Origin of the sequence: Streptomyces phaeochromogenes (assembly GCF_001418655.1) — a bacterium.
Taxonomy (GTDB): Bacteria; Actinomycetota; Actinomycetes; order Streptomycetales; family Streptomycetaceae; genus Streptomyces; species Streptomyces phaeochromogenes.
The window spans coordinates 1-13,558 of record NZ_LIQZ01000028.1 but is presented as its reverse complement, the minus strand read 5'-3'; the positions used below and the strand labels follow the sequence as shown (position 1 = coordinate 13,558).

Below are 13,558 nucleotides of genomic sequence, written 5' to 3'. Positions count from 1 at the left end.
ACCGCAGGATCGTACAATGTACGAGCCTGCGGTACTATAGAGCCGTGACTGAGACTTCTGGGCGAGAGACCACACCGAAGGGGCGACAGGGCTCCATCTGGCTTCGCGAGACGAAGAAGAGCCCGTCGAAGCCATCCCTGAGCCGTGAACAGATCGTGCAGGCCGCGGTCCGGCTCCTGGACGAAGGGGGTGTACGGAACCTGCGGATGCGTCAGCTCGCGACGTCGTTGAACTCCGCACCCATGTCGCTGTACTGGCACGTGCCCAACAAGGACGACCTCCTGGAGCTCGCCGTTGACGCGGTGTTCCCCGATCCGCCGAGCCGATCCGACGCGGCGGACTGGCAGGACGACATCAAGAGCGGCGCGATCGGCCTGTTCGAAGTGCTGCTGCGCCACTCCTGGGTGATCGAGCTGATGGGTGGCCAACCCCCAGTAGGGCCACGGGCGTTGGCGCACACGAGTGCCATCATCGAGATCCTGGAGCGCGCGGACTTCACCCCCCAGCAGCTCGACTCCGCACTGGCGGCCATCTACTACTACATCGTGGGTGCGGCCCTGTCCGAGGCGTCCTGGCAGACGATGTCCAACCGGCGGGCCGAGAACGAGGAGGAGTGGGCGGCCCGGTTGGGCCCGTACCTCGACGCGGCGGTGCAGGACCATCCGAAGTCGCTGGCCGACTACATCAACCGCAGTGCCACAACCAGTACGCAGAGCCGCTTCCGGGAAGGGCTGGACTGCATGATCTTCGGCCTGGAAGGGATGCGTTCATGACGCGCGGTTCTCTGTAGCCCCGACGGGGCGAATCGCCTGTCACACGGGCGGCCCGCCTCACCCCTCCACGCGGGACAGCTCGTTCGGAGGGAGCAGCGGCACGCGCGTGAACGCGAACCTCCCTACTTGTCGTTCTGCCGGCGCACCATCTCGGTGATCCAGATGGGGGCGAACGGAGAGGTGCAGCCCGGGGAGGTCGGGTAGTCCTTGAGCACCTCCAGGCGCTCACCGATGTCCATCGCGCGGGTGCGGTGCTCGGCGTGCTCGATCCCGATCTGGGCCAGGCAGTGGTTCATCGCCCACTGCAGGCGAACCGGGGCGTCCTTCATCTCCGCCTCGATGACATCGAGCAGTCCTACGAGATCGAGTACCTCGGGCTTCCTCGCCACACGTTCGGTGGTCAGCGCCCAGCCGGCACTCGCGACCACCGGATCCGGATCGACGAACCAGGCCAGGCGCAGCTCTTCGGAGTGCGGGCTCTTCTTCACCACGTAGTTCACGAGCCAGTCGTGCACCTTGGGGGTGCGCGCCTCACGCGACATGACATCCAACTCGTCCCGCTCGAACGCCTTCGGGCGGCAGATCAACAGCGCCAGCAGTCGCGCCGCGGTATCACCCGTGTCCCAGAGGCGGCGCGCGAGTTCCTGCTGCGTCTTCAGCCGCTTCGCGAGCGCGCGCAGCTTGCTGAGGTTCACACCGTGATCGTCACCGTGCTTCTCGTTCACCGCGCGTGCTTTTGGGTCATCGAGCGCGGCCAGCTCGGCCATCACCTCGGCCACCGTCGTCTCGGTCACAGCCGTCTCGACCACCTGAGCCTCCTGTCCATGACGAGCGGGATTCAGCCTACGACGGAGGCCGGCCCCCTGTCGTACACCCCGGTTCGGGCGGCTGCAGGGGGTGGCTCCAACCCGGTATCCAGATGCCGCTGCCGGGGCGGTCGGGATAGGCGGATGCGAGATGGCGACGCAGGGCGGCCAGGGAGGGGTGAGGGTTGTCGGGGCGCCAGATCAGTGAGTGGGGGTAGAGCGGGGTCGGGTCCCTGATGGGGATGCGGCGCAGGTCGTGACCGGTGGGCCAGACCAGCGGGGTCTGTTCGCTGACGAAGGTGCCCAGTGTCGTGGAGCCGGCGATGGTGTCGAGCAGAGGCTCGATACCGAAGTCCGGGCCGACCGAGTCGATGACGATTCCGAAGGCGGCGGCGAGCTCGTCGTAGTAGGCGGCCCACTCCGTGCGGGGCATGTTCCCGGGCATCCAGATCCGGCGGCCGGCGAGCTGGGCGGGAGTGAGCGCGGAGGCATTCGCGAACTCGTGTCCCGGTCCGGTGAACAGGTGCAGCGGTTCGTCGAAGACGGATGTGGCCTCCACGCCGCGGGGGAGCTGTCGGCCGGGCATGGTCACGGCACGGAAAGTCGCATCGATGGCTCCGTCCCGGACGGCGGCGATGGCCGTGTCGGAGTCGAACAGCGTCACGACATCCAGCTCGGTCCCGGGGTGGGCCCGGTGGAAGCCGCGCAGCAGACCGGCCAGGGAGAGCTGGCGGCCGATCACGTCGACGGGCAACGCCCGATGCCCTGGCCGTACGGAGTCGACGGCCCGCTCGGCGGCTTGGAGGAGCTGCGGGCGTGGAGCAGGAACGCCTGCCCGTCGATGGTGAGCCGCGCTCCGCGTGCGTCCCGGGTGAAGAGCTGGACGCCAAGCTCCTTCTCCAGCGAGGCAATGCGTTTGGACACTGCCTGCGGAGTGGCCGAGAGATCGGTGGCGGCCTCCTGGAACTGTCCCGCATCCACAACGGTGACGAAGGTGCGCACGGCGGTGACGTCCATGCGAGTCATCCTAGGTAGACAACCATCCGTTGATTGTGCCCGCCGTGATGGTTGTTTGATTCCAGCGTGCCCAGCTCGTTTTGATGGTTCCGGTCAACCTGTGGTTGATCAGCCGTCGCGCTCGACGAGTGCCGCAACTCAACGGCTCCGGCCCGGGCGCCCCATCGTGAGGAACCCTCATGCCTGATCAAGACCGCCTGTACGTGCGGACTCCCGAGTTCGCGCGGGTAGCCGCGCGAATCGAGTTCGTGACCACGCTCACGTCACGGCTCAACGTCCTGCCGTTCGACAACAAGGCCGCACGCGCTGCCTTGTTGTCCGAGATCGTCGGCAAGCCGGTCCCCAGCTCCGTCACCGTCTATCCGCCCTTCTACACCGACCACGGTCTTGGCATCGACTTCGGCGAGCACGTCTTCGTCAATCAGAGCTGCACCTTCTTGGACCAGGGCGGCATCCGCCTGGGTGACGGTGTCCTGATCGGCCCGAAGACCAATCTCATCTCCTCCGACCATCCCCTCCCAGCGTCCGAGCGAAGCGAGTTCATCACGCGGGCGCCCATCACGATCGAGGCCAACGCGTGGCTCGGCGCGGCGGTCACGGTTCTCCCCGGAGTCACGATCGGACGCGGTGCGGTGGTCGGCGCTGGAACCGTCGTCACGAAGGACGTTCCCCCCAACACCCTGGTGACCGGACCGTCCGCGTTCGAACGCAAACGCTGGAACGACTGACCCACGAGGCCGACAGCAGCCCTGCTGAGCTCCTGAGCGCCCCACGAGCCTGTGACCTCCCCGGATGCAGTGCTGGTTGGTCGCATGAGCGCGATGGCTTGAGCGGCTGACGGCACCGTTCACGTGCCTCAGCGGAGACTTGTCCGCTGAGGCACGTGAACAAGTTCGGCAAGGATGTCGAGAACTGCGTGGCGACTCCGTCCCAGGGGCAGAAGCGGCCACCGTGGTCGCTCAGCCTTGGGAGGCCCGCCATGACGAACGACCGGATCACCGAGATCCTCAATCGCCCGCTGAGCCAGGAGCTGCTGGCTCGAGACCTCTGCCGCCTGGCGTACGTGGCCAAGGACGGGACACCGCGGAACATCCCCATCGCCTTCGCCTGGAACGGCAAGGAGGCCGTGATGTGCACGTCGAAGAACGCCCCCAAGCTGGCTTCGCTCCGTGAGGACCCGGCCGTCGCCATCACGATCGACACCGAGGTGCACCCGCCCAAGATCCTGCTCGTCCGCGGCACGGTTGAACTCGACGAGGTCGACGGCATTCCCGAGGAGTACCTCGAAATGAACGGCTCCTGCGGGATGACGGCCGAGCAACGGGTCGAGTGGGAGGCCGAGGTCCGCTCGCTCTACGACGGCATGATCCGCATCGTGATGACCCCGACGTGGGCCAAGCTGATCGACTTCGAGACGACCTTGCCCAGCGCCGTCGAGGAACTCGTCCAGCAGCGTGCGGAACGTCAGCGGCAGAGTGACAACAGCGTGGGGTCCGACGAGCCAGGAACGTCGGAGTCATGACCCTCCGACGCATAGAGCGAATCAACCCTGTGTTCGAGTTGAGCGCGATGGGACTCATCGACTCGGTCGAATCGGACGCAAAATACTGCGGCAACAGGGCCTCCTGGTGGTCGGTTCGGTCCGCACCCCCGACCTACAGCCTGCGTGGTACCCCGAGCCGCTCCACCCGTGGCAGGCTTGGCAAGATGGGCGTATGACCGAGAGCGAAGCGGATCTGCTGGCGTTGTTGCGCGAGCTTGATGATCCGGAGTGGCTGCAGTGGCCGCAGCACTACGACCGTGGCGCGACTGCGGCCCGCTTCGGTGGTCTGCTGACCCGACTCGAAGGCGACTTCTCAGCTCGCTGCACGGATGAGCAGGACACCCAGGACTCCAGCGAGTACGGACGCGTCGTCGTGCCGGCTGACGCGACCGTATGCGGAACCCGGATCGTCGTCTGTGTGAGCAAGTTCGGGTCACTGGCGCTGGTCTGCGCGGACAACCCGGGCGCCTTCCTCGGAACGGAGGAAGCTCAGGCCGAGGGTGAGCTGGACGGAGCTGACCTTGCCAGGGTCAACCGGGCATTGGTCGAACTCGGCTACGTAGTGGTTGCCGAGGAACTGCTGGAGACCGACTACGACGGGCCGAGCCGGCTGCCCTCGTATGTTCAGCGGCCCACCTGGTGGGCTCGCTTCTTCGGCTTCTTCTGACGCTCACACCGACAGAGTCAGGCCCGTGTCCGCCAGGCAGCTGTCGTGACCTCTGGCCGGCCGGAGCGTCTTGAGTTTGCGCACACCGCGTGGGTGGAGCGCTCCGCGCCCGCCGAGGCGCACGAGGCGACGGTTCAAGACGCCCTGCTCGACTACTGCGCCGAGCTCACCGGCACCTCGATCCGTGCATCGGGGTGACCCTGCCCGGTCCCGATACGTTCGGCCCTGTCACCTCGACGTCGAGTCAACTGAATCGGAGCGGGCTCAGCCCGGTGAACGGGGCTGTCCAGGACGTCTCCGACGCCGTGAACACACCAGCCACTCGGCGCTCTGGTCAGGACGGTCGGCAGGCGAATTCCCCTCGCCCTGCAATGCAGTTACAGGATTTGGCACGGACACTACGATCGAGAAGTGACGATCAAGCACGAGTGGCGGGGCGCCTTCGGCAACGCCGCCCTCAACGCGCTCCACGCTGACGGCTTCGGCCACCCGGTCGCTGAGACTGACTGGCGAGAACGACTTGAGCGCCACAGTCTCGGCTGGGTCTGTGACTGGGAGGACGGCTCTCTGATCGGCTTCGTGAACGTTGTCTGGGACGGTGGCGTCCATGCCTTCGTCCTGGACACAGTGGTCGCGCAGCATCGTCGGGGGAGAGGTGTCGGTGCCGCGCTGGTCGCAACCGCGGCCCACGAGGCCCGTGCTGCGAAGTGCGAATGGTTCCACGTCGACTTCGAGGAGCACCTGCGTACGTTCTATTTCGATTCCTGCGGCTTCAAGGAGACGACAGCCGGTCTGATTGCTCTGTAACGCCAGAGCCAGAGCCAGGGCCACGGCGCACGGGACCAGGAACGGTATTTCGCCATTGCTGTGGCCGCGTGCCCCCTGTTGGCGCGACTATTGTCGGTCGGACTGCTCAGCCATGCTTTGAAGCGGCCTCGCCGCCAAGCTGCCACATTTCATAGTTACCGCATTCTGCCGTGATCTCGGCCGTCGCCTGAGCCGCGGTGAGGAAGTCATCGACCACTGGCGAGGTGCGCGATGACGCGACCGCGAGGCACACCTGGTCGGGCGCCAGATCGGGGATGGGCACATAGATGACGTCCGGATGTGAGTAGAACACGGTCGCCGAACGGGCCAGGAACGAGACGCCCCGGCCGGCCGCGACATGCTCGAGCGTCTCGTCCACCCCGCGCACCAGGTACCCGGCGTTGGGGTGCGGGCGCCTGGTGGGCTGCGTGCCCGGGTCGGCGTGCCAGACCAGCGGTTCGCCGGCCAGGTCGGCCTCGGTGACCTCCTCCTTGCCGGCCAACCGGTGGCCGGCGGGCAGCACCGCCACCCGGGGCTCGGTGTACAGCGGGGTGACGTGCAGGCCGGCCTCGTCGATGGGCAGCCGTACATAGCCGATGTCGATGCGGCCGTCGAGCAGCATCGGAGCCTGGTCCTCCCATTCGATCCGCTGCACGTCCACGACCACGTCCGGGTGTCGGGCCTCGAACGCCCGCGCCGCCGGGATGACCGGGATGCCGGCCCGGAAACCGACCATCAGCCGCCGACTGCCGCGGGCGGCCACGGACACCCGGCGGCGGACCGCGTGCGTGGAGGCGAGCAGCGGACCGGCGTCGGCCAGCAGTTGTCGGCCCGCGTCGGTCAGCGCTACGCCGTGGCGATCCCTGGTGAACAGCGAGGCGCCGAGATCCTGCTCGAGCGCGCGGATCTGCCGGCTGAGCACCGGCTGCGCGATATGGAGCTCATCGGCGGCGCGGCCGAAGTGCAACCGGTCGGCAACGGCGACGAAGTAGCGCAGTTTGCGCAGGTCCAGATCCACGGCGTCTCCCGGTCCGGTGATGCCTTCAAGGTATCACCACGGTTGAAAGAGGTCTTGGACACTCCACTCAGGCCAATGGCAACCTGAATAGGTACCTAAAGGGGCCGGAGCGAATTCGGCATAAGAATTCGACAACGGGACTTGGCGGCCGTGCCGAGGCCCGAATGAGCACATCAGGAATTGAGCACCATGCATCGCGTCATTCGACGGTATCGACGACATAACCGTTGACAAGGACGGGTGGGCATGGCGTTCTATCCAGCTTCAGAAAGCAGGCTCACCAATGAGCAGTATCAGCATTATCGGCCTGGGGAACATGGCCGGCGCCCTGGCCGACCGGGCGCTCGCCGGCGGCAACGCCGTCGAGATCATCGGCCGCGACCCTGCCAAGGCCAAGGAATTGGCCGGCGCGCTCGGCGGCGCCTCTGTCGGGACGGCCGGCGCCGCTCCGGCAGGGGACATCGTCGTGCTCGCGGTGCCGTACGCCAGCGCGGCGGCGGTGGTGAGCGAGTACGGGGACGCACTGCAGGGCAAGGTCATCATCGACATCACCAACCCCATCTCCCCTGATTTCCAGGGCTTTGTCACCCCCGACGGCAGTTCCGGCGCGCAGGAGATCGCCAAGGCCGCCCCCGCCGGCGCGCATGTAGTCAAGGCGTTCAACACCCTGTTCTCCCACGTTCTGGCGGCCGGCCCAGCCGAGGGTCGCCTGTTGGACGTGTTCATCGCCGGCGACGACGCGCAGGCAAAGGCACGCGTGTCGGCGTTCATCGAGAGCCTGGGGCTGCGCCCGATGGACACCGGGCAGCTGGCGATGGCGCGGACGCTGGAGAACGTCGCCCTGTTGCAGCTGGGCCTCGTCGCCAACTCCGTCAAGCACACCAACTTCTTCCTCGGCGTCAGCGTTCTCGGCTGAGCGCACCCGCACCGCCACTCCTCGTGCCACATCACGCCAGCCGATCTGCGGCGCGAGGAGATCAGCCCCTCCGCCTACTCTCACAAGGACCAGTAGCATGCGCGTTTTCGTCACTGGCGGGACCGGCCATTCCGGTTCCTACATCATCCCCGAGCTCGTCGCCGCCGGACATGAAGTCACCGGCCTGGCCGGGTCGGACACGGCCGCGGCGGCGGTGTCCGCGCTCGGCGCGAAGGTGCGTCGCGGCGACCTCGAGGATCTCGACGGGCTCAAGGAGGCGGCTGCGCACTCCGACGGTGTCATCCACGTCGCGCACAGGCAGGACCTGCTTCCCTCCGGCGGGCTCGACGCCGTGGCCGCCGCGGAGCTCCCGATCATGCTCGCGTACGGCGAGGCACTGGCGGGAACCGGAAAGCCGCTGGTCGCGGCGGGGAGCATAGGCTCGCCAGGGAACCTGGGGCGGCCGGCCACCGAGGAGGACCCTGCCCTTCCCGGCGGCGATGAGTACAAGGGCACCCTGCGGGTTCGAAACGTCGTGGAGACCGCCGTAGTCGGCCTCGCCGAGCGGGGAGTGCGGTCCTCGGTCGTGCGGATTGCCAACATCGCGCACAGCACGACCGATCGTGCCGGCTTCCTCGTACAGCTGATCGCGCTCGCGAAGGAGAAGGGTTTCGTCGGTTACCCCGGAGACGGCGCGAATCTGTGGAACGCCGTGCACGTCCGGGATGTCGCCTCCTTGTTCCGCTTGGCGCTGGAGAAGGGGCCGGCCGGCAAATACTGGCACGCGGTCGGGGACGGGGCGATCCCACTCCGCGAGATCGCCGAGGCCATTGGCAGTCGCCTGGGCCTGCCCGCCGTGAGTGTTCCCGCGGACGTACTGATGGTGCCGGGATACTTCGGGTTCCTCGCGAACATAGTCACGCAGAGCTACCCGGCGTCCAGCCTCATCACCCGCCGGACCCTCGGCTGGGAACCCGCTCAGCCCGGCCTGCTCGCCGATTTGGACAACGGCCACTACTTCTCCGCCGAGTGACGGCCGGGACCCGAATCGCAACGAGTCCGGCAATGGCAAGGGTTCGGCTCTTCCGGAGGGACGCTGAGAACATGACGACTGGGGGATTCATCGGAAGCGGGGAGGCCGCGGCGGCCGGTGACATCGTCGTGGTCACGGTGCCGGTCTAGGCGTTCCCCGAATTGCCCGCCGTGCCACTGGCCGGGAAGACGGTCATCGAGGTGGACACCCACGGACCCGTCCCGACCACCCTTGTGGAGACAAGGCGTACAGCTCTCGCCATAACCGCTGGTACCTGCGGCGCCGACAGATCCGGTACATCATCCCCGGGCGCAGGGACCAGCGAGCCAACCGCCGGCGGCGCGGAAGCCGCGGCGGTTGCCCCACCGGTTTCACCCCCGCACGCTGTTCCCGGAGGGACGAAGTAGAGCGGACCATCAACGAGCTCAGGGGCTTTCGGGCCGTGGCAGCCAGGTACGACAAGAAGGCGCACGTATTTCACGGCCCGTAGATCAGTGTCCACTGCTGGTTGGGCAGTCCCTGATTGTCATTGGTCACAACAGGAGACTCGTTCGCCCCACCCCATCCGCGGTCGGGTTCGAGGGCGCGGCCATAGAGGTTGCGGATCGGGGCGGGGTCGGCGCTGTGGGCGGGGTCCACGTACCAGAGCTGATCCACGTTGGTGAAGGATCTGTCGCAGTCGCTCAGCCACGTCGCCCAGCCACTGGGCCCTTGGGCATAGCCGGCCAGGCAGCGGCCGTCCCTGCGAGTGGCCAGATGGTAGCGGCCACGGCCGTCGGCGATCAGGTCCCAGAGCTGGTACGGCTCGCTGGTGCAGTTCCATACCCGCATCCGGTCGTCGCCTGCCGGCATGCCCATGCAGCGGCCCGTGCCCTGGTTCCGTACCTGGAAGGGGCCGACCGCGGCGCGTGGTGAGGGATCGGCGGCCCGGTCAACGGCACCGGAACTCGGTGCGACGGATGCCAGTGCCACGAGCAGCCCGGCAAGAACCAGTGCCCGCCGCGTACGCGATGGCGTCAAGATTCCTCCTGTTCAAAATGAGGTGACCAGGACTCCACGATTCCCCAACGCAAACGGGAGAGAACAGGGTTGAGCAGCCAAATCCCTCGAACGAGTGCTGTCCTCGGACACGCCCTAGCCCACCTTCCGCATACCTGTCGATCGGCTTGATCAGCTGAACACGGTTCCTAGGGCGCTCGGCGGGTGGACGTGCCGGAGTGGCTCTGGAACTGATGGTTGGGGCCGGTTCAGACTCCGCTGGGTACAGACCTGTTCTCGGTGGGCCGATCCGGACGATTGCGGGTCTCGGACGCACGGACCCATACTGTGGCGGGTCGTACGGGGGGAGACCGGCGAGTTGAGCGGGAGACGTGCGCCTACCGCAGTGCGTGGAACCGCGCACCATGGACTGGTGCTGGGCGCCGCGGGCCTTGCGGTGCTGCTCGCTGCCACCGTCCTGGCCGCGCTCGCGGCGCTCACCGAGAAGGCCGTCGAGGGTGGGATACAGCGGCGGCTGGCCCGTGACCCGGGGGCGGTGGTCGAGGTCTCCGGAGCGTACCGGCCGCGCGGTGCGGGTGACGTCGATGGTCTCGTACGCGCTGCTGTCGACCGTGCCTTCGGTGGCGTACCGCATCACACCTGGTCCGCGTTACGGGTCCCGGCCAGCCGGTCCGCCGCGCTCAGTGTGACCGAGGCGGACGGACGCCGGCGGGACGACGCTGTCGTCACTCTTGTTGCTCTCCAGCAGCCGCAGCGGCACGCCGAGTTGGTGGCGGGGCGCTGGCCGCGGGCAGACGCCGGTGATGGGGTGGTCGAGACCGCGGTGAGTGAGGTGTTCGCCGCGGAGCTCGCGGTGCGGCCCGGCGACGAACTGCGGGTGCAGTCCGACGGCGGGCGGCAGGTCCGGATGCGGGTGGCCGGGCTGTACCGGGTGGGTGGCCGCAGCCCGGCCGTCTGGGCGAGCCTGAGTCCCACGTTCAGGACGCCCGAGTCGATGGTGCTGGTGTCGCGTCAGGCGCTTGCCGCTGTGCCGGATCTGGCCAGGGACGCCGATGCGTTGTGGCTGGGTGTGCCGGACACCGGCGGGCTCGGGCTCGGTGACATCGGGCCGTTGCAGCGGCGTGCCGACGCGTTCGCCGGCAGTGACGTTTCGCTGTCCATCTTCCGCGGTGCTCCGTCCACGGCCGAGCTCAAGGCCAGGTCCACGCTCGACAACGCGCTCGACGACCTGACGACCCCGATCGCGGTGGCGCGTGCCGGTCTCTACATTCCGGCGACGCTGCTCGCTGCCCTGGCTGTGGCCGCTCTCGTACTCACTGCGCGTCAGCTCGCAGAGCACCGTCGTGCCGAGCTGGCGTTGCTCGCCGCGCGGGGTGCCGGAACGTTACGGCTGGCTGTGGCAACGGCGGTGCAGTGGGCGGTGGTTGCGGTGCCGGCCGGAGTGGCCGCGCCGTTCCTTGCCGGCCCGCTGCTGCGTCTTCTGGACGGGGCCGGTCTGATTCCCGGCGATGTCCCGGCGACGGCGACCTTGGCGGCGGGCTGGGTGGCTGCGCTGCTGGCTGTCGTGGTGCACGGTACGGCGTTGCTGTGGCCGACCATACGGACCGTGCGGGACCGGCAGGCGGTGCGCAGGCTCCGGCTCCGTCTGGGACGGTTCGCGGGGGTGCAGCGGCTCGGTGCGGATGTGGCGCTGGCCGCTGTTGCGGTGCTGGGATGGCTGCAGTTGCGGCAGTACCGGTCGCCGGTCGCCGGTGGGGGAGTCGACCCGGTGCTGGTGCTGGCTCCTGTGGCGATGACGTGTGCGGCGGCGTTGCTGGTGCTGCGGGCGCTGCCGCTGGCCGCGCGGATCGCGGATCCCCTCGCGCGGCGCGGCACCGGACTGGTGCTGCCGCTGGGGGGCTGGCAGATCGCGCGGCGTGCTGCGCGCCATGCCGGTCCGGCGCTGCTGGTGACACTCGCCCTGGCCGTTGCCGCGCTGAGCAGTACCGCACTGGCCATCCTGGACCGTGGTGACCACGACCAGGCGGTGTTCAGGGTCGGCGCCGACCTGCGGATCGTCCCCGGTGAGCGGCTCGCGACCGCGGAGCGGCGCGCCGCGTACGGCGCACTGCCGGGCGCCGGGGCGGTGACTCCGGTGGTGGAGGCGAACGGGTACCTCGGCCAGAGCTGGGTCACCGTCACCGGCATCAACACCGCACGCGGCCCGGCCCCCGCCCTGCGTTCCGACCTCAGTGACCGGCCGGTGTCCAAGCTGGTCGCTCCGCTGGGCCGGAACATTCCTGTCCACGGGCTGCCGTTGAGTGGTGCGGCGGGTGAACTCCCGTTGCGTGTACGACTGTCGGTCGACGGGCCGGGCACCCCGGTGCCTCTCACGCTCACCGTGCACTTCGTGGACGCCGACGGTCTCACCCGAGCGAGCGAGGCCGTCCTGAAGGACACCGGTGGTGCGGTCCGTACCGTGCGTCTGAAGATTCCGGTCGCTGCTGAGGGTGCACGGATCGTCCAGCTCGGTGTGAGCATGACCGGCGAGAGGGTACGGCGCACCTACCACCTCGCTGTCGACCGCGTACCCGGCCTTTCCCGGCCTGCTGCCTGGCACGACCTGCGTACCGACGCCCCGGACCGGAAGATCGCCGGATGCCCTGGTGCCAAGGCGCGCCGACTGCCCGGGAGCGCTCCGGGGCCGGTGCTGTGTTCCGACCGGTCGGCGCCCGGCACGCTCCTGGACGCGGTGCTGCGCGGACCGGACATCACGCTCAAGTACCCGACCTGGAACGTGCGGCTGGGCACCGACCGTGCCAAGGGGAGTTCGCCTGTGCCGGCGTTGGCCGACCGCATGCTGCTGTCCTCGGGCGTGGCCCGGGTGGGGGACACGGTCACGGTGCAGCGCGCCGGTGGCGGCACAGCCCGCATCAGGATCGTAGGGAAGATCGATGCGGTGCCGGGTGCGGACCGTGAGCGGCCGCGCCTGCTGGCCGATTCCCGGGCGTTGGCCGCCCAGTTCGTGCTCGGCGGAACCCTGCCCGCCGCCGAGTCCGCCTGGTGGGTCGCCGCCGAGAACGGGGACGCGACGGCAGCGCTGAGCGCCCTACGTGCCGATCCCCACCTGGGCGACGGTGTCGACGTGCCGCAGATGCGGGCCCGGCTGGCCGCCGACCCGTTGCGGCAGGGGGCACGCGGGGCACTGACCCTGTGTCTGGTCCTGGCGCCCGCGTTCGCGGTCGTCGGCTTCACTCTGCATACGGCGTTGTCGGTACGGTCGAGGACGCGGGAGTTCGCGTTGCTGCGGGCTTTGGGTGTGCGGCGCGGGCAGTTGGCGGCGTATCTGTGGACGGAGCAGCTGGTGCTGGCCGCGGTGGCGGCGGTGCTGGGCACGGTACTGGGGACCGTGCTGGCCGCGCTGGTGATGCCGGTGGTGACGGTCGACGACACCGGCAGGCCGGTCTACCCGGGGCTGCTCACCGACGTGCCCTGGGCGCGGGTGGCCCTTACGGCGGGGGCGACGACGCTGGTGATCTGCGCGGTCGTGTCGGTCGCCGCCCGCCTTCTGGGACGGGTCGATCTGGCACGGGTGCTGCGCGCGGGGGAGGACCGGTGAAGGTGAGGCGCTCGGTACGGCCGCTGCGCTGGGTTGCCGTTCGCGAGGTGCGTGCCGAGGTGCCGTTGCTGGTCTGCCTGGCGGTGCTGGTGGCGCTGCTGACCGCGGTCGCCGCCGCGGGGCCGGGGCTTCTGGACCGGCTCGCCGGGCGGGCTCTGGCCTCGCGGCTGGAGCAGGAGCAACAAGTAGAGCCTGGCGTCCTGTTCAGCGCGCGGTTCGAGCCGGCTGACAGCGCGGACGCCGATGCCTGGGCGAGTGACCTGGCCGAGGACCTGCTCCCGGTCACCGAGGTGATCGCCAACGCGGCTCCCGATGCCCTGAACGGCGGCCTCGTGCACGACTCGACGCGGGTGGAGCTGCCGCTCCTGCGCACCGTCGCAG

The 13,558-nt window shown here is 68.6% G+C and carries 13 protein-coding genes and 2 pseudogenes; 11 read left to right on the top strand and 4 right to left on the bottom strand.

Going from position 1 to position 13,558, the window contains the following annotated elements; translation table 11 throughout:
* Positions 1-44: 44 nt before the first annotated feature.
* The gene (gene abrT / locus AOK17_RS04595) at positions 45-773 is read left to right on the top strand and encodes an HTH-type transcriptional regulator AbrT (protein ID WP_169801894.1); all 729 of its coding nucleotides are present in this window, start codon (positions 45-47) and stop codon (positions 771-773) included.
* A gap of 122 nt (positions 774-895) precedes the next feature.
* Here the strand turns inward: abrT and AOK17_RS04590 are convergent, their stop codons facing one another.
* Both AOK17_RS04590 and AOK17_RS04585 read right to left on the bottom strand, forming a co-directional pair.
* Positions 896-1,540: a DNA alkylation repair protein gene (locus tag AOK17_RS04590; RefSeq protein WP_245697010.1), complete on the bottom strand. Its 645-nt coding sequence runs from the start codon at positions 1,538-1,540 to the stop codon at positions 896-898.
* Between the two features lie 76 nt (positions 1,541-1,616).
* Positions 1,617-2,596 (bottom strand): annotated as a pseudogene (locus tag AOK17_RS04585) (LysR family transcriptional regulator).
* 179 nt (positions 2,597-2,775) lie between these two features.
* Between AOK17_RS04585 and AOK17_RS04580 the strand changes: the two are divergent.
* From AOK17_RS04580 to AOK17_RS04565, 5 genes are all read left to right on the top strand, one after another.
* On the top strand, positions 2,776-3,324 hold the full coding sequence (locus tag AOK17_RS04580) for a sugar O-acetyltransferase (protein ID WP_079052791.1): 549 nt from the start codon (positions 2,776-2,778) through the stop codon (positions 3,322-3,324).
* 251 nt (positions 3,325-3,575) lie between these two features.
* Entirely contained in the window at positions 3,576-4,118 is a 543-nt protein-coding gene (locus AOK17_RS04575) for a pyridoxamine 5'-phosphate oxidase family protein (protein WP_055610988.1), read from the top strand.
* A 193-nt stretch (positions 4,119-4,311) separates the two neighbouring features.
* On the top strand, positions 4,312-4,806 hold the full coding sequence (locus tag AOK17_RS04570) for a hypothetical protein (protein WP_055610987.1): 495 nt from the start codon (positions 4,312-4,314) through the stop codon (positions 4,804-4,806).
* Between the two features lie 45 nt (positions 4,807-4,851).
* On the top strand, positions 4,852-5,004 hold the full coding sequence (locus AOK17_RS51520; RefSeq protein ID WP_206190673.1) for a hypothetical protein: 153 nt from the start codon (positions 4,852-4,854) through the stop codon (positions 5,002-5,004).
* A gap of 213 nt (positions 5,005-5,217) precedes the next feature.
* Positions 5,218-5,613: a GNAT family N-acetyltransferase gene (locus AOK17_RS04565; protein ID WP_055610986.1), complete on the top strand. Its 396-nt coding sequence runs from the start codon at positions 5,218-5,220 to the stop codon at positions 5,611-5,613.
* A 106-nt stretch (positions 5,614-5,719) separates the two neighbouring features.
* Here the strand turns inward: AOK17_RS04565 and AOK17_RS04560 are convergent, their stop codons facing one another.
* Positions 5,720-6,631, bottom strand: coding sequence for a LysR family transcriptional regulator (locus tag AOK17_RS04560; RefSeq protein WP_055610985.1), 912 nt, complete (start codon positions 6,629-6,631; stop codon positions 5,720-5,722).
* A gap of 283 nt (positions 6,632-6,914) precedes the next feature.
* Here AOK17_RS04560 and AOK17_RS04555 point away from each other — a divergent pair, with 283 nt between their 5' ends.
* The 3 genes and pseudogenes from AOK17_RS04555 to AOK17_RS47990 form a co-directional block, all read left to right on the top strand.
* Positions 6,915-7,547, top strand: coding sequence for an NADPH-dependent F420 reductase (locus AOK17_RS04555; protein WP_055610984.1), 633 nt, complete (start codon positions 6,915-6,917; stop codon positions 7,545-7,547).
* 97 nt (positions 7,548-7,644) lie between these two features.
* The gene (locus tag AOK17_RS04550; protein ID WP_055610983.1) at positions 7,645-8,580 is read left to right on the top strand and encodes an SDR family oxidoreductase; all 936 of its coding nucleotides are present in this window, start codon (positions 7,645-7,647) and stop codon (positions 8,578-8,580) included.
* 199 nt (positions 8,581-8,779) lie between these two features.
* Positions 8,780-9,070, top strand: a pseudogene (locus tag AOK17_RS47990) (IS5/IS1182 family transposase); the annotation flags it as partial.
* Here AOK17_RS47990 and AOK17_RS04545 read toward each other — a convergent pair.
* Complete coding sequence (locus AOK17_RS04545) at positions 9,058-9,600, bottom strand: RICIN domain-containing protein (protein ID WP_157881269.1); 543 nt, start codon at positions 9,598-9,600, stop codon at positions 9,058-9,060. The pseudogene AOK17_RS47990 and the gene AOK17_RS04545 overlap by 13 nt on opposite strands.
* A 391-nt stretch (positions 9,601-9,991) precedes the next feature.
* Here AOK17_RS04545 and AOK17_RS04540 point away from each other — a divergent pair, with 391 nt between their 5' ends.
* Both AOK17_RS04540 and AOK17_RS04535 read left to right on the top strand, forming a co-directional pair.
* Complete coding sequence (locus AOK17_RS04540; RefSeq protein ID WP_055610981.1) at positions 9,992-13,177, top strand: ABC transporter permease; 3,186 nt, start codon at positions 9,992-9,994, stop codon at positions 13,175-13,177.
* A partial coding sequence (locus tag AOK17_RS04535) for a hypothetical protein (protein ID WP_157881268.1) occupies positions 13,174-13,558 on the top strand: 385 nt, incomplete at its 3' end. The genes AOK17_RS04540 and AOK17_RS04535, both read left to right, overlap by 4 nt.

Excerpts from the sequence above, each read along its gene's own strand:
- AOK17_RS04570 (WP_055610987.1), top strand. The coding sequence starts at position 4,312 with ATGACCGAGAGCGAAGCGGATCTGCTGGCGTTGTTGCGCGAGCTTGAT.
- AOK17_RS04555 (WP_055610984.1), top strand. The coding sequence starts at position 6,915 with ATGAGCAGTATCAGCATTATCGGCCTGGGGAACATGGCCGGCGCCCTG.
- AOK17_RS04580 (WP_079052791.1), top strand. The coding sequence starts at position 2,776 with ATGCCTGATCAAGACCGCCTGTACGTGCGGACTCCCGAGTTCGCGCGG.
- AOK17_RS04575 (WP_055610988.1), top strand. The coding sequence starts at position 3,576 with ATGACGAACGACCGGATCACCGAGATCCTCAATCGCCCGCTGAGCCAG.
- AOK17_RS04590 (WP_245697010.1), bottom strand. The coding sequence starts at position 1,540 with ATGGCCGAGCTGGCCGCGCTCGATGACCCAAAAGCACGCGCGGTGAAC.
- AOK17_RS04550 (WP_055610983.1), top strand. The coding sequence starts at position 7,645 with ATGCGCGTTTTCGTCACTGGCGGGACCGGCCATTCCGGTTCCTACATC.